Below are 25,207 nucleotides of genomic sequence, written 5' to 3'. Positions count from 1 at the left end.
CGAGGCCACTCCGCCCTCGGCGGGAAACCACCCATCAGCCGACTCGCCGCCTGACAACAACGTCTCAGGTCACAACATCTAGACGATGCCGCGCTTGAGGCGACGGCGCTCACGCTCGGAGAGCCCGCCCCAGATGCCGAACCGTTCGTCGTGGGCCAGGGCGTACTCCAGGCATTCGCCGCGCACCGGGCAGCGCTGGCAGATCTTCTTGGCCTCCCGGGTCGACCCGCCCTTCTCCGGGAAGAAGGCCTCCGGGTCGGTTTGGGCGCACAGCGCCTGGTCCTGCCACTCCTCCCGGGTCGCGGTGCTCGGGTCGAACGGGTCCGCGTCGAAGCCCGCGTCGAAGCCGGCCCCGAACGCGCCGGTGACCGGTTCGGACACCAGGCTCAGATGCGGTCGTGTCGTTCCCCCCGTGGTCGGCGAATCGGTATTAGTGTGCGGTTCTGGTCCCGTGACGCCCGGAAGGTGTTCGATCGACACGCTCCGCCTCCTCACCCTGGTCTCGTTGGTCTCACTACGCCCACTGTGTGTGATGTCCGGCCACTTCGTTTCGAACACGTGATCGAAACTCGGTCTGCGACACCGATTTCGGCAGGCCAACCGCGAAATGACACTGATGTGATTAGACACGGGATGGCTGCTCGGGTCAAGCCTTCGGCCGCGTTTCCATATCATCTCGTAACCGAACCCGGGCGTGTCCGTGATCGGCGAGTCGGTGTCATGTTGACCACATCACCACTTCGCCAGCCCGCCGCCGGGCGTTGCGGCCCGCGGTCGCGCCCGCGGGACGGGCAGTACTGTCGTGCGGTGTGAAGATCACGGTACTGGTCGGCGGCGTCGGCGGCGCCCGCTTCCTGCTCGGCGTGCAGCGCCTGCTCGGACTCGGGCGGTTCGGCACCGGTGACGACCCGGCCCACGAACTGACCGCGGTCGTCAACGTCGGCGACGACGCCTGGATGCACGGGGTGCGCATCTGCCCCGACCTCGACACCTGCATGTACACCCTGGGCGGCGTCGTCGACCCCGAGCGCGGCTGGGGGCATCGCGACGAAACCTGGAACGCCAAAGAGGAATTGGCCCGCTACGGCGTGCAACCGGACTGGTTCGGGCTCGGCGACCGCGATCTGGCCACCCACCTGGTGCGCAGCCAGATGTTGCGGGCGGACTACCCGCTCTCCCAGATCACCGCCGCGCTCAGCGACCGCTGGCCGCTGGGCGCGCGCCTGCTGCCGGCCAGCGACGACCGCTGCGAGACCCACGTGGTCATCACCGATCCCGACGACGGTGCCCAGCGCGCCATCCACTTCCAGGAGTGGTGGGTGCGGCATCGCGCCAAGGTGCCGACCCACAGTTTCGCCTTCGTCGGCGCCGAGGGCGCCACCGCCGCGCCCGGGGTGGCCGAGGCGATCGCCGAGGCCGACGTGGTGTTGCTTGCGCCGTCGAACCCGGTGGTCTCCATCGGCGCGGTCCTGGCCGTGCCCGGCATCCGCGGGGCGCTGCGCTCCACCCCGGCCCCCGTCGTCGGCTACTCCCCCATCGTCTCGGGAAAACCGGTGCGCGGCATGGCCGACATCTGCCTGGAGACGATCGGGGTCCCGACCACCGCCGCCGCCGTCGGTGAGCTGTACGGATCGCGGCGCGCGACCGGGATCCTGGACTACTGGCTCGTCCACGAGGGCGAGGACGCCGAGATCGACGGTGTCACCGTGCGCGCCGCACCGCTGCTGATGACCGATCCGGATGCGACGGCGGCCATGGTCAGGGCGGGCCTCGACCTCGCGGGGGTGTCGATGTGAGCGAACCCGCCGAGCACGGCAGCGCCGCTTCCCTGGAACTGCTGCCGGTCCCGGGCCTGCCCGAGTTCGGCCCCGGCGACGACCTCGCGGCCGCTCTCGCCGACGCCGCCCCGTGGCTGCGCGACGGCGACATCGTGGTGGTCACCAGCAAGGTCGTCTCCAAGTGCGAGGGCCGCATGGTGACTGCGCCCCGCGATCCCGAGGAGCGGGATGCGCTGCGGCGCACGTTGATCGAACAGGAAGCTGTTCGGGTGCTCGCCCGCAAGGGACGCACCCTGATCACCGAGAACCGGATCGGGTTGGTGCAGGCCGCCGCAGGTGTGGACGGGTCGAACGTCGGCGCCGAGGAGTTGGCGCTGCTGCCGACCGATCCAGACGGTTCGGCTGCCGGGTTGCGCGACCGGCTGCGCGCGCTGCTCGGCGTGACGGTCGGGGTGGTGATCACCGACACCATGGGCCGGGCCTGGCGCAACGGGCAGATCGACGTCGCGATCGGGGCCGCCGGGGTTCCGGTGCTGCACGGCTACGCCGGGGCGTCCGACCGGCACGGAAACGAATTGCTGGTCACCGAGATCGCGGTGGCCGACGAGATCGCCGCGGCCGCCGACCTGGTCAAGGGCAAGCTCACCGGGATCCCGGTGGCGGTGCTGCGCGGGCTGGCGGCGGCCGACGACGGCTCCACCGCGCAGGCGCTGATCCGGCGCGGCACCGACGACCTGTTCTGGCTCGGCACCGCCGAAGCGCTGGAGCTGGGCCGCAAACAGGCCCTGCTGATGCGCCGGTCGGTGCGCCGGTTCGCCGCCACCGCGGTACCCGAGCAGCTGCTCACCGAGGCCGTCGCCGACGCGCTCACCGCCCCCGCGCCGCACCACACCCGCCCGGTGCGGTTCGTGTGGCTGCGCACCCCGGCACTGCGTACCCGGCTGCTGGATGCGATGGCCGCCAGGTGGCGCGCCGACCTGGCCGGCGACGGCAAGTCACCCGAGTCCATCGAACGGCGGGTGGCGCGCGGCCGGATCCTCTATGACGCGCCGGAAGTCGTCATCCCGTTCCTGGTCCCCGACGGCGCGCACCACTATCCCGACCCGGCGCGGACCACCGCCGAGCACACCATGTTCACCGTGGCGGTCGGCGCCGCCGTGCAGGGGCTGCTGGTGGGGTTGGCGGTGCGCGGGCTGGGCAGCTGCTGGATCGGCTCGACGATCTTCGCCGCCGACGTGGTGCGCGCCGAACTCGACCTACCTCGGGACTGGGAACCGTTGGGCGCCATCGCCGTCGGCTATCCCGACGACGATCCCGAAACCCCGGCGCAGCCGCGCCCCCCCGCCGCCACCGAGAAACTGCTGGTGCACAAATGAGCGTGCGGGATTCGGCGATCCGGCTGCTCACCGACTGGCCCGCACCCGATGCCGGCCAGGACGCGTTGCGTCATGCCGTCCTGAGCTTCCTGCACGCCCGCGAAGACGCCTGCGCCCGCGAATGCGTGCCCGGCCACATCACCGCCTCCACGCTGGTGCTCGACGACACCGGCGGGCGGGTGCTGCTGACCCTGCACCCGCGGCTGGGCCGCTGGGTACAACTCGGCGGGCACTGCGAGCACGACGACCGCGACATCTTCGACGCCGCGCTGCGCGAGGCCGCCGAGGAGTCCGGCATCGCCGGACTGGCGCTCGACGCCGGACTGACCGCGATCCACGTCCACCCGGTGACCTGTTCGCTGGGTGTGCCGACCCGCCACCTCGACCTGCAGTTCGTCGCCCGCGCCCCCGCCGACGCGACGATCGGGATCAGCGAGGAGTCGCTCGACCTGCGCTGGTGGCCGGTCGACGCCCTGCCGGACGGCACCGATGCGGCATTGTCGTATCTGGTGGCGACCGCCGTTCACCGCGGCCGCTGACCGGTCGGTATCGCGAATGATGTTCTAGGGCGGCATTTTCGCGGTTTCACCGCCGTCAGCCTTCACTCGGGGCCGGGATTGTCCCCCGCCCCGCCGCTCCGGCCGCTCACACGTCCGATGAGTAGCGGATCCCGCCGTCGGGGATCGCCACCCCTGGCCAGACCCGGGCCCCGCGCAGCAGTTCGCAACGCGCGCCGATGTCCGCGCCGTCGCCGATCACCCCGTCGCGGATCAGGGCGCGCGGGCCGACCCGGGCGCCGAACCCGATGATGGACCGCTCGATCACCGCACCCGCCTCGATGCGGGCGCCGTCGAAGATCACCGCCCCGTCGAGGCGCACCCCGGGGCCGATCTCGGCGCCGCGGCCGACCGCGGTGCCGCCGATCAACACCGCGCCCGGGGAGACCGCGGCGCCGTCGTGCACCCGCTTCTCACCGCGCTGGCCGGCCAGTGCCGGCGACGGCGCCAGCCCGCGCACCAGGTCCGCCGAGCCTCGTACGAAGTCCTCCGGGGTGCCCATGTCCCGCCAGTAGGTGGCGTCGACGTGACCGCAGACCTCGACCTCACCGTCGGCCAGCAGGGCGGGGAAGACCTCCCGCTCCACCGAGACCTCCCGCCCGCGCGGGATCCGGTCGATCATCTCCCGGGAGAACACGTAGCAGCCGGCGTTGATCTGATCGGTCGGCGGATCCTCGGTCTTCTCCAGGAACGCGGTCACCCGGCCGTTCTCGTCGGTGGGCACGCACCCGAACGCACGCGGATCGCCCACCCGCACCAGGTGCAGCGTCACGTCGGCGTTCTTCTCCCGGTGGGCCGCAAGCAGTTCGGCGGGGTCGGCGCCGGAGAGGACATCGCCGTTGAACACCATCGCGGTGTCGTGGCGCAGTTTCGGGGCCACGTTGGCGATGGCGCCGCCGGTGCCCAACGGCACCTCCTCGGTCACGTACTCGATCTGCAGACCGAGCTTGGAGCCGTCACCGAACTCGGTCTCGAACACGTCGGGCTTGTAGGACGTGCCCAGGATCACGTGCTCGATCCCGGATTCGGCGATGCGGGACAGCAGATGGGTCAGAAACGGCAGCCCGGCGGTCGGCAGCATCGGCTTGGGCGCCGAGAGCGTCAACGGACGCAGCCGGGTGCCCTTCCCGCCGACCAGCACCACGGCGTCGACGTCGGCGCCCCCGGCATTCAACTTCGTCGTCATCGCCGTCCTTTCGCCGCTCTGCGTCGCGAACTGCGCACCACCGCGCGGGCCCGGGCGGCAAGCGCGCCGCGCATGGTCCAGCGCAGCGGTGCCCGCCACCAGCCCGGGTGCCGGTCCGCCAGGAAGATGTAGGTGCTGCGGTGGTGCGCGGCCAGGTTGCGGGCCGGGTCCCGACCGGTGGAATGCCCCTTGTCGTGCAGTACCTCCGAAGAGGGGACGTAGACGTTCTGCCAGCCGGCCCGGCCCAGTCGGTCGCCGAGGTCGACGTCCTCCATGTACATGAAGTAGCGCTCGTCGAACCCGCCGATCCCGTCGAAGGCGCTGCGCCGCACCAGCAGACAGGCCCCGGACAGCCAGCCGACCGTGCGTTCGCTGGGCTCCAGGCGTTCCTGGCGGTAGGCCAGCGACCACGGATTGCGCGGCCACACCGGGCCGACCACCGCGTGCATACCGCCCCGGATCAGGCTGGGCAGCTGGCGGGCCGACGGGTACACCGAGCCGTCCGGGTCGCGGATCAGCGGCCCGAGGGCGGCCGCCCGCGGCCACCGCTGCGCGGCGGCCAGCAGTGCGTCGATGCTGCCCGGGCCCCACTGGACGTCCGGGTTGGCCACCACCACGAACTCCGCCGCGGGATCGACCTGCGCCATCGCCCGGTTGATCGCGGTGCCGTAACCGAGGTTTCCGCCGGTGTCGAACAGGGTGACGCCCTCGTGGTCGCGCAACGCGGCCTGCGGGGCGCCGTCGGTGGAGCCGTTGTCGGCCATCACCACCCGCACCGGCCGGTCGGTGGCCAGCGACAACGACGCCAGGAACCGGTCCAGGTGCGTCCCCGGCGAATAGGTCACCGTCACCACCGGCAGCACGTCACTCACGGCGTTGAGGATAGAGGGTCGAGGAGGGGGCCCGGTCCGCCAGCGCCGCGGCCAGCGCCTCCCGCCAGCCGCGCAACGGGGCGGTCGCGTCGCCCGCCAGTGCGGAGTAGCGCGGTCGGCGGGCCGGGCGCGGGCGGTGGTCGCTGGGCACCGGACGCACCCGCGCCGGATCGGCGCCGACCTCGGCGAACACCGCACGGGCCTGCTCGAACCGGCTCACCGCGCCGGCGTTGGCGGCGTGCCGGATCGGCGCGCCGGCGCCGGGCTCCTCGTCGGCGATCCGCAGCAGTGCGGCGACCAGGTCGGCGACGTAGGTCGGCGAGCCGACCTGGTCGTCGACCATCTCCACCGGCTCGGAGCCGGCCGCGAGCCGGCGCATCGCGGCCACGAAGTCGGTTCCGGTGCCGCCGGTGTACACCCAGGCCGTGCGCACGACGCGGGCCTGCGGCAGCGCCGCCAGCACGGCGCGCTCCCCGGCCAGCTTGGTCTGCCCGTAGACGTTGAGCGGGCCGGTCGGGTCCTGCGGCCGGTACGGGTGCGGTGGCGCGCCGGAGAAATCGCCGCTGAACACGTAGTCGGTGGAGACGTGGAGCAACCCGGCACCGGCGCGCGCGCACGCCGCCGCCAGCAGACCGGGGCCGGTGGCGTTGACCGCCTCGGCGCGTTGCCGATCGGTCTCGGCTCCGTCGACGTCGGTGTAGGCGGCGCAGTTGACCACGATGTCGCCGGGCCGGATCCGGTCGGCGGCCGCCGCCGGGTCGGTGATGTCCCATTCCGCGGAGGTGAAGGCCGCCGCTGGGCGCCCGCGCCGGGCCACTTCGGCGATCAGCGCCGTGCCCAGCTGCCCCCCCGCCCCGGTGATCACCAGCCTGTCGGATCGGGACACCGCTGCCGCGCCTCCTCGTTCACCGGCTCGCTGCTTGCCCGGCACAAGGTCGTCGCCGGAGGTCACAAGTGTGGCACGCCGTCCGTCGCTACCGGGAATGCGGCCGGGTGCGCAGTAACCTGAATCGATGCCCACGGAGCGTCTGGCCCGCGTCATCGCCACGGTTGCCGCCGTCGCGGTCGTACTCGGCACCGGCGTGGCCTGGACCACGATCCGGTCGTTCGAGGGCGGCATCTTCCACATGTCCAGCCCGTTGCTCGGTCAGGGCGGCGACGACGGTGCCATCGACATCCTGCTGGTCGGCAGCGACAGCCGCACCGACGCGCACGGAAACCCGCTGACCGCGCAGGAGTTGTCGATGCTGCGGGCCGGCGACGAGGAGGCGACCAACACCGACACCATCATCCTGGTGCGCATCCCCAACAACGGGAAGTCGGCGACGGCGATCTCGATCCCCCGCGACTCCTACGTCGCGGCACCGGGTTTGGGCAAGACCAAGATCAACGGCGTCTACGGCGAGGTGAAACTCAGTGAGCGTGAACGGCTGGTCGACGCCGGTTACACCGACCCGGAAGTGGAGTACCGGGCCGTCGATGCGGGCCGCGAGGCGCTGATCCAGACCGTCACCGACCTGACCGGTGTGACCGTCGACCACTACGCCGAGATCGGCCTGCTGGGGTTCGCGTTGATCACCGACGCGCTCGGCGGGGTCGAGGTCTGCCTCAAAGAGCCGGTCTACGAACCGTTGTCCGGGGCGGACTTCCCGGCCGGCTGGCAACGGCTCAGCGGCGCCGAGGCGTTGAGCTTCGTGCGCCAACGCCACGACCTGCCCCGCGGTGACCTGGACCGGGTCGTGCGCCAACAGGCCGTGATGGCCGAGCTGGCCCACAAGGTGATCTCCGGCAAGACCCTGTCGAGCCCGTCCACCATGAACCAGCTGCAGCATGCCATCCAGCGCTCAGTGGTGATCTCCTCCGGCTGGGACATCATGGATTTCGCCACCCAGCTGCAGAAACTGTCCGCCGGCAACGTCGCGTTCGCCACCATCCCGGTCATCCGCGAGAACGGCTGGAGTGACGACGGCATGCACAGTGTGGTGCAGGTGGACCCGCACGAGGTCGCCGAGTGGGTGCGCGGGCTGCTGCACGACCAGGATGAGGGCAAGACCGCCGAGTTGGCCTACTCCCCGGCCGACACCACCGTGAGCGTGTTCAACGACACCGACATCAACGGCCTGGCCGCCGCGGTCTCCGATGTGCTTGCGGCCAAGGGGTTCAACACCGCCACGGTGGCCAACAACGAGGGCGCCCCGGTGACCACCAGTCAGGTCCAGGCCGCCGACAGCGGCGATCTGGGCGTGCAGGCGGTCGCCGAGGAACTCGGAGGCCTGCACGTCGTCGCCGACAGCTCGCTGCCGCCGCGCACCGTGCGGGTGCTGCTGGCCGCCGATTACACCGGTCCGGGCTCCGACGGCGGCTACATCGCGAGCGCCGACAGCGGCGGCTATTCCGAGGCCGGCTACCAGCAGGACGCGGCCCCGCCGCCGCCCTCACCGATCCTCACCGCGGGCTCGGCGGACCCCAAGTGCGTCAACTAGCCTGAGGGCCGTGACGACGGTCAGCGGAGCGATTCTGGAGCCCATGCTGCGCGCCGACCCGGTCGGCCCGCGCATCACCTACTACGACGACGCCACCGGCGAACGGATCGAGTTGTCGGCCGCCACCCTGGCGAACTGGGCGGCCAAGTCCGGCAACCTGTTGCGCGAGGAACTCGGCGCCGGTCCCGGCGACCGGGTGGCGGTGCTGCTGCCCGCCCATTGGCAGACCGCCGCGGTGCTGTTCGGGGCGTGGTGGATCGGCGCGGAGGTGGTCCTGGAGGGCGGTGCGGCCGAGGTCGCGCTGTGCACCCTCGATCGCCTCGAGGAGGCCGACGCCGCGGCGGGCGACGGTGAGGTGGCGGTGCTGTCGCTGGACCCGTTCGGCCGGCCGGTGGCCGACCTGCCGATCGGGGTGACCGACTATGCGACCGCGGTGCGGGTGCACGGCGACCAGATCGCCGCCGAGCCGGCGCCGGGCCCGGCGCTGAGCGGCCGTTCGGTGACCGACCTGCTGGCCGAAGTGCAGCGCTCCGCGACCGCCCACCACCTGACCGGCGACGACCGGGTGCTGTCCACCGGGAGCTGGGACAGCGCAGCGGAGTTGGTGGACCGGTTGCTCGCGGTGTTGTCGGTGGGCGGGTCGCTGGTCCAGGTGGCCCACCCCGACCCGCAGGCGATGTCCCGGCGGCAGGAGACCGAGAAGGTCACCCGCACCAACATATGTTGATATAGCAATGTTTCAATGCTAGGGTCGGTCGGTATCGGATTCGGCGCGACGCGAGAGGGATATCGATGGCGGCATACGGCCTGTTGGGGAAGGCGGCGACCACGGTGGTCACCGGTGTGGTCGGCGTCACGGCGTACGAGGCGCTGAAGAAGGCGCTGGCCAAGGCACCGATCCACGAGACCGCGGTGACGGCCACCGAATGGAGCCTGCGCGGCACCCGCCGCGCCGAGGAGGTCGCCGAATCCGCGCGGCTGCGGGTCGCCGACGTGGTGGCCGAGGCACGCGAACGGCTCGGCGAGGAGGCGCCCGCCCCCACCCTCGAAGCAACCGATCACGACCACGAGCACTGAGCCGGTGGGCACCGACACCGCACCGGTTCTGCGCTCCGATGCGGCCGGACGACTGCGGGTCCAGGTCGGCTGGCTGCGCGGCGACACCCGCCGCGCGGTCGCCGTGGAGGAAGCGGTCGACAAACTGGCCGGGGTGCGCACCGTGCACGCCTACCCGCGGACCGGGTCGGTGGTGGTCTGGTATTCGCCGGCCCGCACCGACAGGTCCGCGCTACTGGCCGCGATCGGCGAAGCCGAACACGTTGCGGCCGAACTGATCCCGGCGCGCCAGCCGCGCTCCGCCGACGTCCGCAACACCGATCTGCTGCGGATGGCGGTCGGCGGTGCGGCACTGGCACTGCTGGGCGTGCGCCGCTACGTGTTCGCCCGCCCGCCGCTGCTGGGCACGTCGGGACGGTTGGCCGCCACCGGCGTGACCATCTTCACCGGCTACCCGTTCCTGCGCGGTGCGCTGCGCTCGTTGCGGTCCGGACGGGCCGGCACCGACGCGCTGGTGTCGGCGGCCACCGTCGCCAGCCTGGTGTTGCGCGAGAACGTCGTCGCGCTCACCGTGCTGTGGCTGCTCAACATCGGCGAGTACCTGCAGGATCTGACCCTGCGTCGCACCCGTCGCGCGATCTCCGAGCTGCTGCGCGGCCAGCAGGACACCGCCTGGCTGCGGCTGGCCGACGGCACCGAGGTGCAGGTACCCATCGACACCGTGCAGGTCGGCGACGAGGTGGTCATCCACGAGCAGGTGGCCCTGCCGGTCGACGGCGAGATCGTCGACGGCGAGGCGGTCGTCGACCAGTCCGCGATCACCGGCGAGACCCTGCCGGTCAGCGTCACCGTCGGGGCCCGCGTGCACGCCGGTTCGGTGGTGATGCGTGGGCGTCTGGTGGTCCGCGCCCGCGCCGTGGGCAGCCAGACCGTCATCGGGCGGATCATCAGCCGCGTCGAGGAGGCCCAGAACGACCGGGCCCCGATCCAGACCATCGGCGAGAACTTCTCCCGCCGCTTCGTGCCGGCGTCGTTCATCCTGTCCGCCGCCACCCTGCTGGTCACCGGTGATGTCCGCCGGGCGATGACCATGCTGCTGGTGGCCTGCCCGTGCGCGGTCGGCCTGGCCACTCCCACCGCGATCAGCGCCGCGATCGGCAACGGTGCGCGCCGCGGCATCCTGATCAAGGGCGGCTCGCACCTCGAGCAGGCCGGCCGGGTCGACGCCATCGTGTTCGACAAGACCGGCACCCTGACCGTCGGGCGCCCAGTGGTCACCAATATCGTTGCGCTGCACCCGGACTGGGAACCCGAGCAAGTACTCGCCTACGCGGCGAGCTCGGAGATCCACTCGCGGCACCCGCTGGCCGAAGCGGTGATCCGCTCCACCGAGGAACGCCACATCACCATCCCCGCGCACGAGGAGTGCGAGGTGCTCGTCGGGTTGGGCATGCGCACCTGGGCCGACGGCCGCATCCTGCTGCTGGGCAGCCCGTCGCTGCTGGCCTCCGAGAACGTCACGGTGCCCGCCGAGGCCACCCGCTGGATCGAGAAGCTGCGCAGGCAGGCCGAGACCCCGCTGCTGCTGGCCGTCGACGGCGTGTTCGTCGGCCTGATCAGCCTGCGCGACGAGGTGCGCCCCGAGGCCACCGAGGTGCTCACCAAGCTGCGCGCGCAGGGCATCCGCCGCATCGTGATGCTCACCGGCGACCACCCGCAGACCGCCGCCGCCGTCGCCGCCGAACTCGGCATCGACGAATGGCGCGCCGAGGTGCTGCCCGAGGACAAACTCGAAGTGGTCCGTGCCCTGCAGGACGACGGCTTCGTGGTCGGGATGGTCGGTGACGGGATCAACGACGCGCCCGCACTGGCCGCCGCCGACATCGGCATCGCGATGGGCCTGGCCGGCACCGACGTCGCGGTGGAGACCGCCGACGTGGCGCTGGCCAACGACGACCTGCGCCGCCTGCTCGACGTCCGCGACCTCGGGGCCCGCGCGGTGGACGTGATCCGGCAGAACTACGGCATGTCGATCGCGGTCAACGCGGCCGGCCTGCTCATCGGCGCCGGCGGCGCGCTGTCCCCGGTGCTGGCCGCGATCCTGCACAACGCGTCCTCGGTGGCGGTGGTGGCCAACAGCTCCCGACTGATCCGCTACCGGCTGCCCGCCGGCGCCGGATCGGCCAATACCGCACCCGCGCTGCCCGCAGCAGGATAGGAAGGAAGGCGACCCCGCGGGGGCCGCCGCGCCTCCGCCCCGCCACCGTCAGGAGGGTGTGTGATCGTCGTCGAGGCCGCAGCGGGCCGCGCCCCCCACGCCACCCGGGCACCGGTGGCCCGCCGATGAGGATCACCGGACGGGTGGCCATCGTGACCGGCGGCGGCGGCGGGATCGGCGCCGCGATCGGCGCGGCGCTGGCTGCCGCGGGGGCGAAGGTGGTGCTCGCCGACATCGACGAGGCCGCCGCCCACCACGCCGCCACCGCGATCACCGCCACCCATCCGCAGGCCGCGATCGCCGTCGGCGCCGACGTGACCGACAGCGCGGCGATCGCCGGCCTGATCGCAACCGCGCAGCAGAACTTCGGGCCGGTCGACCTGTACTTCGCCAACGCGGGCACCATGGGTGCGCCCGGGCTGGGCGCCGACGCCGACTGGGATGTCGCGCTGGCGGTCAACCTGCGCGCCCACGTCCGGGCCGCCGAACAACTCCTGCCGCAGTGGCTGGAGCGCGGTGCGGGCTACTTCGTCGCCACCGCCTCGGCGGCCGGGCTGCTCACCCAGATCGGCGGCGCCGCCTACGCCGTCACCAAGCACGCGGCGGTCGGGTTCGCCGAATGGCTGGCGGTCACCTACGGCGACCGCGGTGTGCGGGTCAGCTGTCTGTGCCCGATGGGTGTGGAGACTCCGTTGCTCTACGCCGGTCAGCACTCCGGTGACCCCATCGGCGCCGCCGCCACCCGCGCGGTCACCGCCGCCGGCGAGGTGCTCTCCCCCGACCGGGTCGCCCGCGACGTGCTGACGGCCATCGAAGACGAGACGTTCCTGATCCTGCCGCACCCGCAGGTGGCGCAGATGTTCGCGCAGAAGGCATCCGACTACGACCGTTGGCTGCGCGGGATGCGCCGCTACCAGGCGATGTTGCTGGAGGACTCCGATGGCACTGTTTGACCTCTCCGATCGGGCCCGGGAGCTGCAGGACCGGCTGAGCGGGTTCATGGCCGACCACGTCTACCCCGCCGAGTCGGTCTACGCCCACCAGATGGCCGAGACCGCCGACCCGCACGTCCAGCCGCCGGTCGTCGAGGAACTGAAGGCGGAGGCGCGGCGGCGCGGGCTGTGGAACCTGTTTCATCCCCATCCGCAGACCGGTGCCGGGCTGACCAACCTGGAGTACGCGCCGCTGGCCGAGATCATGGGCCGCAGCCCGCTGGCACCGGAGGCGTGCAACTGCAGCGCCCCGGACACCGGCAACATGGAGGTGCTCGAGCTGTTCGGTACCGAGGAACACCGCACCACGTACCTGGAACCGTTGCTGGCCGGCACCATCCGCTCGGCATTCGCGATGACCGAGCCGGCGGTGGCCAGCTCCGACGCCACCAACATCGAGCTGTCGATGGTCCGCGACGGCGACGACTACCTGCTCAACGGCCGGAAGTGGTTCACCTCCAACGCGTTACACCCGCATTGCACGGTGCTGATCGTGATGGGAAAGACCGATCCGACCGCACCGATCCACCGGCAGCAGACGATGATGGTCGTGCCGATCGACGCGCCCGGGCTCACCATCCTGCGCGGGGTGTCGGTCTTCGGCTACCAGGACCGCGGCGGGCACGCCGAGATCGACTTCGCCGACGTGCGGGTGCCGGCCCGCGACGTGCTCAAGGGCGAAGGCGAGGGCTTCGCGATCGCGCAGGCCCGGCTCGGCCCGGGCCGCATCCACCACTGCATGCGCGCGATCGGCATGGCCGAACGCGCCCTGGAACTGCTGTGCCGGCGCGCCCAGTCGCGGGTCACGTTCGGCAAGCCGCTGGCCGACAACGCCAACATCGGCGACTGGATCGCCGAGGCGCGCATCGACATCGAGATGACCCGGCTGCTCACCCTCAAGGCCGCCTACCTGATGGACACCGTCGGCAACAAGGGCGCCCAGACCGAGATCGCCGCCATCAAGGTCGCCGCGCCGGCCATGGCGCTGACCATCGTCGACCGGGCCATCCAGGTGCACGGTGCGGCCGGGGTGACCGAGGACTTCCCGCTGGCGACCGCCTACGCCCACCTGCGCACCCTGCGGTTGGCAGACGGCCCCGACGAGGTGCACAAGCGGGCGATCGCGCGCAACGAGCTGCGCGCCTACCGCCACCTGCGACCGCAGAAGGGATGAGCATGGGAGTGAGCAGGGAATGACCGACGACCGGCTGGCCGGCAAGACCGCGATCATCACCGGCGCCTCCCGCGGCATCGGGCTGGCCACCGCCGCGGCGCTGGCCGCCGCCGGCGCCGACGTGGTGGTGACCTCCCGCAGCCAGGAGGCCGCCGACACGGCCGCCGCCCACATCGGCGGCACCACGGTCGGGTTCGGCGCCCACGCCGTGGACGAGGAGGCGGCCCGCCGCTGCATCGAGGCCACCCTGGACCGGTTCGGCAGCGTCGACATCCTGGTCAACAACGCCGGCACCAACCCCGCACACGGCCCGCTGATCGAGCAGGACCACGCCCGGTTCGCCAAGATCTTCGACGTCAACCTGTGGGCGCCGCTGCTGTGGACCGGTCTGGCCGCCACCGCGTGGATGACCGAGCACGGCGGCGCGGTGATCAACACCGCCTCCATCGGCGGGCTGACCCACGGCGCCGGGCTGGGCATGTACAACACCACCAAGGCGGCGCTGATCTATCTGACCCGCCAGCTCGCGTTGGAGTTGTCGCCCGCGATCCGGGTCAACGCCGTCGCCCCCGGGGTGGTGCGCACCCGGATGGCCGAACTGCTGTGGAAGGACCATGAACCGCTGGTGGCGGCCAGCACCCCGCTGAACCGCATCGGTGAACCCGACGACGTTGCCGCCGCCATCGTCTACCTGGCGTCGGCGTCGTGGGTGACCGGCGAGATCCTGGTGATCGACGGCGGGCAGCGCCTCGGCGACGCCCAGCGCGTCCGGTCCTGAGTGGGTGCCGCTCGGATCAGCAGCCGCAGTCCTCGCCGCGCCAGGCCCGCACGCCCTGCCAGACCGCGACACCGGCGACCCCCAACCCGATGACCGGGTCCAGCCACCACCCGCCGGCCCACTGCGCGGTCACCGCCAGGGTGAGCAGCACGGCGGCGGCCTGCACGCCGCACAGGTAGTTCTGGATGCCCTCGCCCTTGGTGGCCGCCGAGCCCAGCCGGGTGCCCAGCTTGTGCTGGATCCGGCCGATGGCGGGCATCTGCACCAGGGCCACCACGGTGATGGCGATCCCGATGGTGGTGGCGTCGGCCTGACGCTCCTCGAACAGGTGCCGCACCGATTCCATCGCGATGTAGGGCGCCAGCAGCCAGAACGAGATCGCCACACCGAGTTGGGCGCGCCGCTCGGCGGTCGGCGACAGGGTGCGCGAACCGGTGAACCGCCACAGCACCATCACGCTGGCCAGCCCCTCCGGGATCGCACCCAGCGCCCAGCCGGTCAACGCGATCGACTGCGACTCCAGGCCCTGCCAGAGCCCGACGGTGCCCTCGACGGCCACGAACGCCAGCGTGACCCAGGCCAGCCGCCGCGCCCAGGCCGCAGCGCGGTGCCACCCGGCGTCCGGGACGGGGGTTGCCGGGGCGTGCGTGTGGTCGGCGCCGGTGCAGGCGATCGCTGTCTCCACTCCGGCGATGGTAGTCGCAGTTCCGGTGTGAGCCCGCTCGCGTTCCCCCGTGGCGGGCGGCCCGCGGACCCGCCCGCCGCCCCGCCGGTGCGTCGGATGCAACAATGTCGCCGGTGAGCGAGTCGCCGCGGGCGACCGCCGAATCGGATCAGACCGTCCTGCCGAACCGGGGTGGCGCGCCCCGAGAAGGAGCCGACCGACCCATGTCACGCAGCTTCCGGACAGCAGCGGCGGTGACCGGCTGCCTGGCGGTCCTGGCCACCGCGTGCGGAACCCCCGCCGGCGAGGACAGCACCGTGAGCAGCACCACCACCCCGACCACCACCGCGACCAAGTCGACCGACGGGGACTGCATCACCGACTTCGACCCGCACACCGACTACTTCCCGACCAAGTCCACGGTCGTCGACGCCACCAACTTCACCCTGCGCTACCACAAGAGCTACCAGGTGCTGACCGTCAACCAGCCCTACCCCGGCGGCGCCCCGCAGTCCTATGTGCTGGTGCACTGCGGCGCGCCGGACCCGGAGCTCACCGGGGACCTGGCCGACGCACCCCGCATCGAGGTGCCGGTCGACAGCGTCTACTCCGGCTCGACGACCCAGCTGGGGATGTTCGCCGAACTGGACAAGACCGGGCTGGTCACCGGTGTGGCCGGCGCCGACAACGTCGTCAACGACAAGATCCGGGGCCGCATCAACGACGGCGACGTTCTCGACTTCGCCCCCGGCGGGCAGATCAACACCGAACTGGTCGCCACCGAACGCCCCGACGTGCTGCTCACCGACGGGCTGGACAACCCCGGCTACGCCAAGATCGCCGACGCGGGCACGGCGGTGGTCGCCGACGCCGAATGGCTGGAGAACACCCCGCTGGGCCGCGCCGAGTGGGTCAAGGTGATCGCCGCGCTGACCGGCGCGGAGGAGAAGGCCGCCGAAACCTACGGCCGGCTGCGCAACGACTACGAGGTGCTGGTCGACAAGGCCGCCGCCGCCCCGCCGGTGCAGGTGCTGCCCGGGACGATGGACCAGGGCACCTGGTCGATGCCGACCGGGCGTGAGTACACCGGGCGGCTGATCGTCGACGCCGGCGGCGCCTACCGGTGGGCCGAGGACCCCGGCACCAACCTGAAGCTGAGCTTCGAAGCGGTCTACGCCGAGGCCGGCCAGGCGCCGGTCTGGCTGGTCAACACCGACTGGGAGACCCTGGCCGACGCGCTGGCCGCCGACAACCGCTACGGCGAACTGGCCGCGGTGCGCGACGGGGCGGTCTGGTCGGCGGACAAGGCGATCGGCCCGGCCGGCGGCAACGACTACTGGGAGCGCGGAGTGGCCCGCCCCGACCTGGTGCTCGCGGACCTGATCGCGATCCTGCACCCGGACCTGCAACCGGATCACGCGTTCGAGTTCTACCGCCAGGTCCCGCGCGGGTGACCGCTGTGGCCCCGCGGGCCGTGCCGGCACCGGCCCCGGCGGCCCCGACGCCGCGCCCGACGCGCGGGCGCATCCCGGCGGTGCTGGTGGCCCTCGGCTGCGCGGTGGTGGTGCTCACCCTGCTGGGCATCGCGCTCGGGCCGGTGCGGGTGCCGCTGGCCGACACCGTGCGGATCCTGCTCGGCGCCGAACCGTCGGATCCGCGCTGGCAGGTGGTGGTGACCACGATGCGGCTGCCGCGGGTGCTGACCGCGATCGCGGCCGGCGCCGCGCTGGCGGTGGCCGGGCTGCAGATGCAGACCCTGTTCCGCAACATCCTGGCCGACCCGTACGTGCTCGGGGTGAGTTCGGGGGCCAGCCTCGGGGTGGCGTTGACCGTCGTCGGCTCCGGCTCGGCGGCCGCCGGGTTCACCGCCGGGTTCGGCGGCGGCGGGCGGACCGGGATGGTGGCGGCCGCCGCGGTGGGCGCCGGGCTGGTGCTCGCCCTGGTGCTCGGTCTGGCCCGCTGGGTGCGCTCGGCGGCCACCCTGCTGCTGATCGGGGTGATGGTGGGCGCGGCGAGCACCGCGATCGTCAGCGTGCTGCTCATCTACGCCGATCCGCGCCGGGTCCAGCAGTTCCTGGTGTGGAGTCTGGGTAGCTTCGCCGGCACCTCCTGGGCGGACCTGCGGCTGCTGCTCCCGCTGACCGTGGCCGGGGTGGCGGTGGCGGCGCTGACCGTGCGCCCGCTCAACGCCCTGCTGCTCGGCGAGGGCTACGCCCGCACGATGGGTGTCCGGGTGACGGGGGCGCGGGCGGTGACCTGCGTGTCGGCGGCGCTGCTGGCCGGTGCGGTCACCGCGTTCTGCGGGCCGGTGGCGTTCCTCGGGCTGGTGGTGCCGCATCTGTGCCGGATCGCGCTCGGCACCTCCGATCACCGGGCGTTGATCCCGGCCGCGGTGCTGATGGGGGCGGCCGTCGCGCTGGCCTGCGGGGTGGTCAGCCAGTTGCCGGGCAGCGGGGCGGTGCTGCCGGTCAACGCGGTCACCGCCATCGTCGGCGCACCGATCGTCATCGTGGTGTTGCTGCGCAGTCGCCGCGGACTGGGTATCGAACGATGAGCGTCGAACTGGTCGACCTGGCCGTCGGCTACCGCAACCGGCGCCGCGACACCGTGGTGGCCGACCGGTTGACCGCACGGGCCCGCCGCGGCGAGCTGACCGTGCTGCTCGGCCCCAACGGGTGCGGCAAGTCCACGCTGATCCGCACGCTGTGCGGGCTCCAGCGATCCCTGGCCGGGCGGGTCATCCTCGACGGCACCGAGTTGACCGCGCTGGCCGGCGACGAGCGGGCCCGCCGGGTCGGGGTGGTGCTCACCGAGCGGGTCGATCCCGGCCTGCTGTCCGCCCGGGAACTGGCCGGGCTGGGCCGCATCCCGCATCTGGGCCTGGGCGGGCGGATGCGACCGCGCGACCACGCCGTCGTGGACTGGGCGCTGACCGCGGTGGGGGCCGCGCCGCTGGCCGACCGGCCGGCAGCGCAGCTCTCCGACGGGGAGCGCCAACGGGTGCTGACCGCCCGGGCGCTGGCCCAGCAGCCCGGCCTGCTGGTGCTCGACGAGCCGACCGCGTTCTTGGACGTGTCGGCGCGGGCCGGTCTCGTCGAATTACTGCACCGGTTGGCGCGCGACCAGGACCTCACCGTGTTGATGTCCACCCACGACCTGGAACTGGCGCTGCAGGTGGCCGATCGGGTGTGGCTGATGACCCCGGACGGCCGGCTGCTCGACGCGGCGCCCGAGGAACTGATGCTCGCCGGGCACATCGGCGCGGTCTTCGACGGCGACACCCTGCGCTTCGACCCGGGCAGCGGGGTCTTCGTCCTGCGCGACGTCGTCGCCGCGCCGCGCCCCGCCCGCATCGAGGCCGCCGAACCGCTGCGCACCGCGATCGGCCGGGTGCTGGCCCGGGAGGGCTGGCGGGTCGAGGACCATGATTCGGCCGGCGCGGCCGAGATCGTCGTCGCCGCCGACGCCCCGGCGGCGATCACCGTGCACACCGGCCCCGGCGCGGCCCGGCGCACCGACCTCGGCGCCCTGGCGCCGCTGGTGCGGGCACTGCCGCAGGCGGCCGGGCACTGCGTGCCGGCCGCCACCGCCGAGGCCGCGTTGGCCGACGTCGCCGCCACCGGACCCTATTTCGCCATCGGCCGCGGCGACACCGGCGACCCGGATTGGCGGCCGCTGTCCGCGCTGTACGCCGACCCGACCGGACTCGGCGCGGCGATCGCCGGTGTGACCGACCGGATCGGCGCCCCCGAGCCGCGGGTGGCGGCCTCCACCTTCCACCTCGGGCTGGCGGCGCGGCTGTGGTCGGTGTGGACCGGCATGCTGATCGGCCATCGCCTGCACCTGGACCTGTCCCCCGACCAGGTCCACTTCCGTTTGGTCGACGGGCAACTGCGGCTGCACCTGCCCCGGGTCCGGGCCTGGCGGATCGACGCCGCGCAGCCCGGCCTGGCCGCGGCGGTGCTCGACGGGCACCTCACCCCGTTCGCCGCCGCGCTGCGACAGGCGGTGCCGATCTCGGCGGCACTGTTGCGCGGCAACGTCGCGTCCGCGCTGATGGGGGCGGCCCGTGTCTACGACGCGCACCGCGGCGCCGAGGCGCCCGGGCCGGCGTGGCGGCTGGCGTCGACGATCTGCGAAGGCGAAACACTGTCCGGGACGGTGGTTTTCACACCGGATGCCAACGCCTATCGACGCACCAGCTGCTGCTTGTACTACCGCACGCCCGACGCCGGGCTCTGCGGCGACTGCGCCCTGGACGCCCGGCCCGAACCCCGGGCGGTGCGCCGCTGACCGCAGCGGTTGCGTGAGCAGTCCGGTTGGCGTGAACTGGAGTTGCGAGACCGGGTTCGGCAGGTGTTCCCGGATCTGCCCGACGATCGGGGCCGTGCCGAACCGGGGGATCCGCGCAGCGCAACGTGAAGGAGGCGTGCCATGGCCCGCACCGACGACGACAGCTGGGACGCGGCCACCAGCGTCGGCGCCACCGCCACCATGGTGGCCGCCGGGCGCGCCCGGGCCACCCGCGCCGGGCTCATCGACGACCCGTTCGCCGAGGCCCTGGTCCGCGCCGCCGGGATCGACTTCTTCACCGCGTGGGCGGCCGGTGAATCCCGGGCCGCGGAGGTGGACCTGCCCGGCCTGCCGTGGGGCATGCAGCCGATGACCGACCTGCTGGCCGCGCGCACCCGGTTCATCGACGGTTTCCTCACCGACGCCGTCGCCGCCGGTGCCACCCAGGTGGTGCTGCTGGCGTCGGGGCTGGACGCGCGCGCCTACCGGATGGCGTGGCCGGCCGGGGTGACCGTCTTCGAGATCGACCAGCCGCGGGTGCTGGCCGCCAAGAGCGCGACCCTGGCCGAGCTGGGCGCCGCCCCCACCGCCGCGCTCCGCGAGGTCGGTATCGACCTGCGCCGGGACTGGCCTGCGGCGCTGCGGGCGGCCGGCTTCGACGCGTCGGCGCCGACCGCCTGGGTCGCCGAGGGCCTGCTGGCGTTCCTGCCGCCGCCGGCCCAGGACGCCCTACTCGACGCGATCACCGCACTGTCCGCGCCCGGCAGCCGGCTGGTCACCGAGATGTTCCTGCACTCCCCGCAGTCGAAGCAGACCATCGAGGCCACCCACCGCCGCTGGTACGAGCGCGGCCTGACCGTGCGGCTGGACGACCTGAGTTATCCCGGTGAACGCCACGACGTGGACGACTACCTCACCGAACGGGGCTGGCGGACCCGCCGCATCGACTTCGCGCAGCTGGTGGCCGACAGCGGGCTCGCGGTGCCGGCGCGCACCGACGGCATCGCGCCGCAGAACTACTACACCACCGCCGAGCGGACGGCGGTCTGAGCAGGTCCGGTCTGCGGTCAGCCGGTGGCGCGCAGCGCCCGGTAGGCGGCCGGACCGACGACGGCGGCGAGCGCGTCGGGGGTCCAGTCGCCGTCGAGCATCATCCGGACCGCGGATTCGCAGATCGCCAGGAACACCTCGACCAGCGGCGGCAGGGTCCGGTCGATGTCGGTGACGCCGCGCCGTTCGAGCAGCGGCCGCAGCGCCACCGCGAACCGGTCGGCGATCTGCGCACGGCCCCGCCGCACCGCCTCGGCCAGCGCCGGGTCCGGGTCGGCGACGAACATGATCCGCCACGACTCGGGGCGTTCCGCCACCGTCTGCAGCAGGGTGCGGAAGCCGTCGACGAACAACTGCTCGATCGAGCCGGTGCGCTGCGGCGGCAGCATGGTGAACAGTCGCTGCAACATCACCTCGGTCTCGCGGTCCAGCAACGCGGCCAGCACCTCGCCCCGGCCGCCGTAGCAGGCGTAGACCACCGGTCGGGTGACCCCCATCCGCTCGGCGATGGCGGCCATCGTCACCGCCGCCACCCCGTCGGCGGCGGCGATCGCCAGGGCGGCGTCGAGCACCTGCGGGCGGCGGCGCTGCGGCCCGAGGTGCTCGGCGCGGGCACGCGATGCCGCAGCGGACGATGCCATCACATCATCAGACCAGGTGGACGTCGGCGATGACCAGCACCGGCCAGGCCACCACCTCGCCGAGCGCGGAGAACAGCTTGTCGGCGCCGCTCAGCGCTCCGAGGTGGTCGGCGTGGGTGATCGCCCAGATCAACCCGACGGTGAGATACGGGACCAGGACCACCACGCCCGCGACGATACCGAGGTAGAGCAGTTGGCGGATGCTGAGCCGACGGTCGAGGAACTCGTTGATCGTGTCCATCACTGCCATCGCGGTCAGCCGACCGGGCCGAGCACGGGTTCGGATTGGCGGATGCCCTCGTCGCTGGGGGCTTCCCCGGTTCCGAACACCCGGTCGTGCTGCTTGCGGCGCAGCTGTCGGTGCGCCTCGGCGGGCGGGTCGAAGCCGTAACGCGCCTGGGCTTCGCGCGGGGTGGTGGTCACCGGACTGGCCGGCGGGACCGCGCGAAGCACCCGGGCACCGATCGGCAGCGTCGTCGGGGACAGCAGTCGCAGCAGGATCAGCTGCAGCCGGGTGCTCATGCTGATGACGGTGAACGCCGCGCTGAGCGGCGGGACCACCAGGGCGTCGAGCAGTGGCGAGGTGGGCAGCCCGGCCATTCCCCGCATCCAACGCGGCATGGTCGCCAGCGTGCCGCGGCGCAGGAACGCGGTGATCACCCAGGTGAACGGGCGCAACGCCAGCGGCATCGGCGGCAGCATCACCTCGGCGCGCAGCAGGTGGTTCATCGCCTTTTTGGCGATGTCGGAGCCGATCAGCTGTGGTTTCATCGCCTCGAAGTAGGCGCGCACCCCGGCCCGGTCGACGGGGATGTCCGCCGGGTCGCAGGTCTGCAGTTCGGCGGCGCGGGCGCATTCCGCCCAGTACTGGCGCTCCTCGTCCTCGGTGAGTTTGCCCGGGCCGTAGGTCTCGTAGGCCACCAGGATCGAGTGCCAGGCGGTGAGATGAATCCACAGCTGAGAGGCCGGGTCGTTGGCGTCGTAGGCGGCGCCGGTGACCGGGTCGGTGCCGATGGCCTTGGAGTGGATTTTGACCAGCACGTCGGCGATCTCCGCGGTCGAGCGGGCGTCACCGAAGGCGACCATCGCGAAGTAGCGCAGGGTGCGGTCGTAGCGGGTGCGCGGCCGCTCGTAGATCTGATGGGTGGTGTCGACCGAGGCCACCAGCGCCGGGTCGAGTTCCTCGATGACCACCGCCCGCTGGAACCCCACCGACAGCGACGTCGGGTAACTCCACACCTTCCAGGTGACCGAGTCGGGGCCGAAGAACCCGTAATCCTCGGCGGGTTCGGCAGCCGGCAGCGTCAGCCAGTCGCGAAGTGTGCTCACCAGACCGTTCCTTCCACGTTTCCTACGCTGTGTAGGATTCTGCGTCGTGCACGGACCCCCGTCAAGACCCCGTCCCGTGACGCCCTGAGAAACTCTGGACATGAAGTGGATCTTCGCCGCCCTCGGCGCGGCACTGGTGGCGGTCGCGGGCCTGTTGCCCTGGTTTCACGCCCGCACCCTCGACGGCACGGCGGTGATGTCGGTGTGGGGACACTGGACGCGCCACGGGGACATCGACGCCAGGCTGTTCCCCGTTCCGATCGGGCTGATCATCTGCGCCCCCGCGGTGTGGATGCTGGTGGCCGCACTCCGCGACCGCTACGGACAAGCGTTCCTCGGCGCGGTGGTCAGCGCGGTGCTGTCGATGCTGACCATCGCACTGCGTCAGCGGGTCGCGGCCAGCGCCGCGGGTGGCGACGCTGTTTTCGTCAGCCTGGGCTGGGCACCGACGGTCGTGCTGGTCCTGGCGCTGGCCGCCGCGATCGTCGGATGGTATCTGTTCGCGCGCACCGAGTTACGCGACCCGCCTCGGGAGTGACGGGATTAGGCTGGGGTCGTGACCGACGGCATCGCGGATCCCCGCTATGCCAGGAAGGTGTGTTCGGCGCAGCACGCCGCCACCCTGATCGGTGACGGCGCCACGGTCGGCGCCAGTGGCTTCACCGGTGCGGGGCACCCGAAGGCGGTGCTCGCGGCGCTGGCCGACCGGATGGGCCGAGCGGCGCCGCGCGAGCGGGCGCCCCGGGTCGAGGTGTGGACCGGGGCCGGTACCGGTCCGGACCTCGACGGCGCGCTGGCGGCGGTCGACGGCATCGCACTTCGGCTGCCCTACCAGTCCGACCCGGTGGAGCGGGCCGCGATCAACGCCGGCCGCAGCGAATACCTCGACCTGCACATCTCGCGGGTGGCGCCGATGGCTCGCCGCGGGTTCCTCGGCCCCCTCGACGTCGCCGTCATCGAAGTCGCCGGTATCGACGAGGCGGGCGAACTGCTGCCGACCACCTCGATCGGAAACAACCAGACCTGGCTGGATCTGGCCGACCGGGTCATCCTGGAGGTCAATTCCTGGCATTCGGAGAATTTGCGCGGCCTACACGACATCTATTGCGCGCCGGGGTTTCCCGCGCCCGACATCCCGATCCGCAGCCCCGGCGACCGCATCGGCGCACCCCGGTTGCGGTGTGCGGCGGACAAGGTGGTCGCCGTGGTGGCGACCCACGCACCCGAGGGCAACGACGCCTTCGCCCCGCCCGATGCGCTCTCCCGGCGCATCGCCGGACACGTCCTGGATTTCCTGTCCGTGGAGGTCGCCGCCGGCCGGCTCCCGGCGGGCCTGCTGCCGCTGCAATCCGGGGTGGGCAACGTCGCCAACGGTGTGCTCGCCGGTCTCGCCGACGGCCCGTTCGAGAACCTGACGGCCTACACCGAGGTGATCTCCGACGGCATGCTCGCGCTGCTCGACGCGGGGCTGGTGACGGTGGCCTCGGCGACCGCGCTGGCGCTGAGCGCCCGGGCGCTGACCGCGTTCAACTCCGGCGACTACCGTGACCGGGTCGTGTTGCGGCCGGCCGAGATCTCCAACCACCCCGAGGTGGTGCGGCGGCTGGGGGTCATCGCGGTCAACAGCATGATCGAGGCCGACATCTACGGCAACGTCAACTCCTCGCACGTGCTGGGCAGCCGGATCATGAACGGCATCGGCGGGTCCGGTGACTTCGCCCGCCACGGCCACCTGTCGATGTTCGTCAGCCCCTCGACCGCCCGCCACGGCACGGTCTCGACACTCGTGCCGATGGTCTCCCACGTCGACCACACCGAGCACGACGTCGACGTCGTCGTCACCGAGCAGGGCGTGGCCGACCTGCGCGGGCTCTCCCCCAAACAACGCGCTGGCCGGATCATCGACTGCTGCGCCCATCCCGATTACCGCCCGGCGCTCACCGAGTACTTCCAGCGCGCCGTGCGCGAGAGCCCGGGCGGGCACACCCCGCACCTGCTGGCCGACGCCCTGTCCTGGCACCGCCGCTACCAGGACAGCGGCACCATGCTCGGCTGAGCGACCGAACGGTTCGGCTCAGCGCTCGATCGTGACGTCGGTGATGTCGCGGCCGCCCAGCCACAGGCCGAGCGCCTCCGCGGTGCCGCGCACCGGGGTGCCGCGCCCGCGCGGCCGGCCGATGCCGTTGGTGGGCTCCACCCGGTAGCGCAACAGGGTCGGTTGCAGTTTCTGCAGGGTCAGGCTGATGCCCTCGGCGAAGACGGCGGCCTCCTCCACCGGCGGGATCTCGCGGGTGTGGCCCAGCCCGCGCAGCACGTCCTGGTGGTGCATCGCGACATCACCCATCAGCATCCCGGCCAGCGCCCGGTCGACGCGGGTGGGCAGTTCCGCCCAGGCCCGACCGGCGGCGGTCAACTCCGCGCGGCTGCGCCGATGCGCGGCGGCGGCGGCCTCCTGGTTGATCTTGTGCAGGCGCCACGGCGCCCGCAGGTACGCGCCGATCTCCGCGGTGCCCAACAGATGCCCCAGCACGTCGCGCGGGGCCCAACCCGAACACAGGGTGCGGCCGTCATCGAACTCGGCGTCGCTGAGCGACTCGATGGTGTCGAGGAACGCGTGGCGGGCTGCCCGGGCCGCGGCGCGCTTGTCTTGAGCTGCCATGGCTTCCACCGTAGTGCCCGAGCGTGCGCGCAGGCGCACGTTCGAGCGCGAGCGTGAACCTGTGCGCACGCTCGGCGGGCGGCGGGTGGCGGGTGGCGCGG

The 25,207-nt window shown here is 72.4% G+C and carries 25 protein-coding genes; 16 read left to right on the top strand and 9 right to left on the bottom strand.

Annotation, left to right across the window (positions count from 1 at the left end):
• Positions 1–78: 78 nt before the first annotated feature.
• Positions 79–480 carry a WhiB family transcriptional regulator gene (locus AWC30_RS18150; protein WP_085107250.1) on the bottom strand — a complete coding sequence of 134 codons (402 nt, stop codon included), beginning with the start codon at positions 478–480 and terminating at the stop codon, positions 79–81.
• Positions 481–809: 329 nt separating this feature from the next.
• Between AWC30_RS18150 and cofD the strand changes: the two genes are divergently transcribed.
• The 3 genes from cofD to AWC30_RS00300 are packed head-to-tail and all read left to right on the top strand — an operon-like array spanning position 810 to position 3,693.
• Positions 810–1,796, top strand: a complete 987-nt coding sequence (gene cofD / locus AWC30_RS00310; RefSeq protein WP_085107247.1) for a 2-phospho-L-lactate transferase — start codon at positions 810–812, stop codon at positions 1,794–1,796.
• Positions 1,793–3,154, top strand: a complete 1,362-nt coding sequence (locus tag AWC30_RS00305; RefSeq protein WP_085107244.1) for a coenzyme F420-0:L-glutamate ligase — start codon at positions 1,793–1,795, stop codon at positions 3,152–3,154. Before cofD ends, AWC30_RS00305 begins: the two co-directional genes overlap by 4 nt.
• Positions 3,151–3,693 carry an NUDIX hydrolase gene (locus tag AWC30_RS00300; protein ID WP_085107241.1) on the top strand — a complete coding sequence of 181 codons (543 nt, stop codon included), beginning with the start codon at positions 3,151–3,153 and terminating at the stop codon, positions 3,691–3,693. The genes AWC30_RS00305 and AWC30_RS00300 overlap by 4 nt, the downstream gene beginning before the upstream one ends.
• A 106-nt stretch (positions 3,694–3,799) precedes the next feature.
• Here AWC30_RS00300 and manB read toward each other — a convergent pair whose 3' ends face one another.
• Genes manB through rfbD form a run of 3 tightly spaced genes read right to left on the bottom strand, consistent with a single transcriptional unit; the run spans position 3,800 to position 6,655 of the window.
• On the bottom strand, positions 3,800–4,897 hold the full coding sequence (gene manB, locus AWC30_RS00295; RefSeq protein ID WP_085107240.1) for a mannose-1-phosphate guanylyltransferase ManB: 1,098 nt from the start codon (positions 4,895–4,897) through the stop codon (positions 3,800–3,802).
• Positions 4,894–5,769, bottom strand: a complete 876-nt coding sequence (locus AWC30_RS00290) for a glycosyltransferase family 2 protein (protein ID WP_085107237.1) — start codon at positions 5,767–5,769, stop codon at positions 4,894–4,896. Before AWC30_RS00290 ends, manB begins: the two co-directional genes overlap by 4 nt.
• Entirely contained in the window at positions 5,762–6,655 is an 894-nt protein-coding gene (gene rfbD / locus AWC30_RS00285; RefSeq protein WP_234807881.1) for a dTDP-4-dehydrorhamnose reductase, read from the bottom strand. The genes AWC30_RS00290 and rfbD overlap by 8 nt, the downstream gene beginning before the upstream one ends.
• Before the next feature lie 127 nt (positions 6,656–6,782).
• Here rfbD and AWC30_RS00280 point away from each other — a divergent pair, with 127 nt between their 5' ends.
• The 7 genes from AWC30_RS00280 to AWC30_RS00250 all read left to right on the top strand — a co-directional run bounded on the left by AWC30_RS00280 (position 6,783) and on the right by AWC30_RS00250 (position 14,470).
• Complete coding sequence (locus AWC30_RS00280; RefSeq protein WP_085107235.1) at positions 6,783–8,252, top strand: LCP family protein; 1,470 nt, start codon at positions 6,783–6,785, stop codon at positions 8,250–8,252.
• A 43-nt stretch (positions 8,253–8,295) separates the two neighbouring features.
• Positions 8,296–8,979: a TIGR03089 family protein gene (locus AWC30_RS00275; protein WP_085107232.1), complete on the top strand. Its 684-nt coding sequence runs from the start codon at positions 8,296–8,298 to the stop codon at positions 8,977–8,979.
• A gap of 65 nt (positions 8,980–9,044) precedes the next feature.
• A complete protein-coding gene (locus tag AWC30_RS00270) occupies positions 9,045–9,329 on the top strand; it encodes a DUF1490 family protein (RefSeq protein WP_085107229.1) in 285 nt (94 codons plus the stop codon).
• Positions 9,330–9,357: 28 nt separating this feature from the next.
• A complete protein-coding gene (ctpC, locus tag AWC30_RS00265; RefSeq protein WP_275993857.1) occupies positions 9,358–11,526 on the top strand; it encodes a manganese-exporting P-type ATPase CtpC in 2,169 nt (722 codons plus the stop codon).
• A gap of 125 nt (positions 11,527–11,651) precedes the next feature.
• Positions 11,652–12,479: an SDR family oxidoreductase gene (locus tag AWC30_RS00260; protein WP_085107226.1), complete on the top strand. Its 828-nt coding sequence runs from the start codon at positions 11,652–11,654 to the stop codon at positions 12,477–12,479.
• The gene (locus tag AWC30_RS00255; protein WP_085107224.1) at positions 12,466–13,692 is read left to right on the top strand and encodes an acyl-CoA dehydrogenase family protein; all 1,227 of its coding nucleotides are present in this window, start codon (positions 12,466–12,468) and stop codon (positions 13,690–13,692) included. Before AWC30_RS00260 ends, AWC30_RS00255 begins: the two co-directional genes overlap by 14 nt.
• Positions 13,693–13,711: 19 nt before the next feature.
• Complete coding sequence (locus AWC30_RS00250; protein ID WP_085107222.1) at positions 13,712–14,470, top strand: SDR family oxidoreductase; 759 nt, start codon at positions 13,712–13,714, stop codon at positions 14,468–14,470.
• 16 nt (positions 14,471–14,486) lie between these two features.
• Here the strand turns inward: AWC30_RS00250 and AWC30_RS00245 are convergent, their stop codons facing one another.
• Positions 14,487–15,155: a cation efflux transmembrane domain-containing protein gene (locus tag AWC30_RS00245; RefSeq protein ID WP_372507202.1), complete on the bottom strand. Its 669-nt coding sequence runs from the start codon at positions 15,153–15,155 to the stop codon at positions 14,487–14,489.
• Positions 15,156–15,358: 203 nt separating this feature from the next.
• Here AWC30_RS00245 and AWC30_RS00240 point away from each other — a divergent pair, with 203 nt between their 5' ends.
• From AWC30_RS00240 to AWC30_RS00225, 4 genes are all read left to right on the top strand, one after another.
• Entirely contained in the window at positions 15,359–16,588 is a 1,230-nt protein-coding gene (locus AWC30_RS00240; protein ID WP_085107259.1) for an ABC transporter substrate-binding protein, read from the top strand.
• A 71-nt stretch (positions 16,589–16,659) separates the two neighbouring features.
• A complete protein-coding gene (locus AWC30_RS00235; protein WP_207568371.1) occupies positions 16,660–17,688 on the top strand; it encodes a FecCD family ABC transporter permease in 1,029 nt (342 codons plus the stop codon).
• The gene (locus AWC30_RS00230; protein WP_085107220.1) at positions 17,685–19,427 is read left to right on the top strand and encodes an ATP-binding cassette domain-containing protein; all 1,743 of its coding nucleotides are present in this window, start codon (positions 17,685–17,687) and stop codon (positions 19,425–19,427) included. Before AWC30_RS00235 ends, AWC30_RS00230 begins: the two co-directional genes overlap by 4 nt.
• A gap of 141 nt (positions 19,428–19,568) precedes the next feature.
• Positions 19,569–20,477, top strand: coding sequence for an SAM-dependent methyltransferase (locus AWC30_RS00225; RefSeq protein WP_085107218.1), 909 nt, complete (start codon positions 19,569–19,571; stop codon positions 20,475–20,477).
• A gap of 17 nt (positions 20,478–20,494) precedes the next feature.
• Here AWC30_RS00225 and AWC30_RS00220 read toward each other — a convergent pair whose 3' ends face one another.
• From AWC30_RS00220 to AWC30_RS00210, 3 genes are read right to left on the bottom strand one after another with little or no spacing between them, the layout of a single operon-like run.
• Positions 20,495–21,118 carry a TetR/AcrR family transcriptional regulator gene (locus tag AWC30_RS00220; protein ID WP_085107216.1) on the bottom strand — a complete coding sequence of 208 codons (624 nt, stop codon included), beginning with the start codon at positions 21,116–21,118 and terminating at the stop codon, positions 20,495–20,497.
• A gap of 7 nt (positions 21,119–21,125) precedes the next feature.
• A complete protein-coding gene (locus AWC30_RS00215; RefSeq protein WP_275994306.1) occupies positions 21,126–21,368 on the bottom strand; it encodes a hypothetical protein in 243 nt (80 codons plus the stop codon).
• A gap of 5 nt (positions 21,369–21,373) precedes the next feature.
• Positions 21,374–22,447, bottom strand: a complete 1,074-nt coding sequence (locus tag AWC30_RS00210) for an oxygenase MpaB family protein (protein ID WP_234807880.1) — start codon at positions 22,445–22,447, stop codon at positions 21,374–21,376.
• Positions 22,448–22,547: 100 nt separating this feature from the next.
• On the opposite strand from AWC30_RS00210, the gene AWC30_RS00205 reads away from it, so the two are divergent.
• Entirely contained in the window at positions 22,548–22,985 is a 438-nt protein-coding gene (locus AWC30_RS00205; RefSeq protein ID WP_085107212.1) for a hypothetical protein, read from the top strand.
• An 18-nt stretch (positions 22,986–23,003) separates the two neighbouring features.
• A complete protein-coding gene (locus AWC30_RS00200; protein WP_085107210.1) occupies positions 23,004–24,503 on the top strand; it encodes a succinyl-CoA:acetate CoA-transferase ScpC in 1,500 nt (499 codons plus the stop codon).
• An 18-nt stretch (positions 24,504–24,521) separates the two neighbouring features.
• Here AWC30_RS00200 and AWC30_RS17265 read toward each other — a convergent pair whose 3' ends face one another.
• A complete protein-coding gene (locus AWC30_RS17265) occupies positions 24,522–25,106 on the bottom strand; it encodes a maleylpyruvate isomerase N-terminal domain-containing protein (protein WP_109561864.1) in 585 nt (194 codons plus the stop codon).
• Positions 25,107–25,207 lie beyond the last annotated feature (101 nt).

The sequence above is a fragment of the Mycolicibacillus trivialis genome, from assembly GCF_002102395.1.
In the GTDB taxonomy this organism is placed as follows: Bacteria; Actinomycetota; Actinomycetes; order Mycobacteriales; family Mycobacteriaceae; genus Mycobacterium; species Mycobacterium triviale.
The sequence above is the reverse complement of the archived record's forward strand: the minus strand, read 5'-3'. Positions and strand labels throughout refer to the sequence as shown.

Excerpts from the sequence above, each read along its gene's own strand:
- AWC30_RS00300 (WP_085107241.1), top strand. The coding sequence starts at position 3,151 with ATGAGCGTGCGGGATTCGGCGATCCGGCTGCTCACCGACTGGCCCGCA.
- manB (WP_085107240.1), bottom strand. The coding sequence starts at position 4,897 with ATGACGACGAAGTTGAATGCCGGGGGCGCCGACGTCGACGCCGTGGTG.
- AWC30_RS00280 (WP_085107235.1), top strand. The coding sequence starts at position 6,783 with ATGCCCACGGAGCGTCTGGCCCGCGTCATCGCCACGGTTGCCGCCGTC.
- AWC30_RS00275 (WP_085107232.1), top strand. The coding sequence starts at position 8,296 with ATGCTGCGCGCCGACCCGGTCGGCCCGCGCATCACCTACTACGACGAC.
- AWC30_RS00270 (WP_085107229.1), top strand. The coding sequence starts at position 9,045 with ATGGCGGCATACGGCCTGTTGGGGAAGGCGGCGACCACGGTGGTCACC.
- AWC30_RS00260 (WP_085107226.1), top strand. The coding sequence starts at position 11,652 with ATGAGGATCACCGGACGGGTGGCCATCGTGACCGGCGGCGGCGGCGGG.
- AWC30_RS00255 (WP_085107224.1), top strand. The coding sequence starts at position 12,466 with ATGGCACTGTTTGACCTCTCCGATCGGGCCCGGGAGCTGCAGGACCGG.
- AWC30_RS00250 (WP_085107222.1), top strand. The coding sequence starts at position 13,712 with ATGACCGACGACCGGCTGGCCGGCAAGACCGCGATCATCACCGGCGCC.
- AWC30_RS00240 (WP_085107259.1), top strand. The coding sequence starts at position 15,359 with ATGTCACGCAGCTTCCGGACAGCAGCGGCGGTGACCGGCTGCCTGGCG.
- AWC30_RS00230 (WP_085107220.1), top strand. The coding sequence starts at position 17,685 with ATGAGCGTCGAACTGGTCGACCTGGCCGTCGGCTACCGCAACCGGCGC.
- AWC30_RS00225 (WP_085107218.1), top strand. The coding sequence starts at position 19,569 with ATGGCCCGCACCGACGACGACAGCTGGGACGCGGCCACCAGCGTCGGC.
- AWC30_RS00220 (WP_085107216.1), bottom strand. The coding sequence starts at position 21,118 with ATGGCATCGTCCGCTGCGGCATCGCGTGCCCGCGCCGAGCACCTCGGG.
- AWC30_RS00215 (WP_275994306.1), bottom strand. The coding sequence starts at position 21,368 with ATGGCAGTGATGGACACGATCAACGAGTTCCTCGACCGTCGGCTCAGC.
- AWC30_RS00205 (WP_085107212.1), top strand. The coding sequence starts at position 22,548 with ATGAAGTGGATCTTCGCCGCCCTCGGCGCGGCACTGGTGGCGGTCGCG.
- AWC30_RS17265 (WP_109561864.1), bottom strand. The coding sequence starts at position 25,106 with ATGGCAGCTCAAGACAAGCGCGCCGCGGCCCGGGCAGCCCGCCACGCG.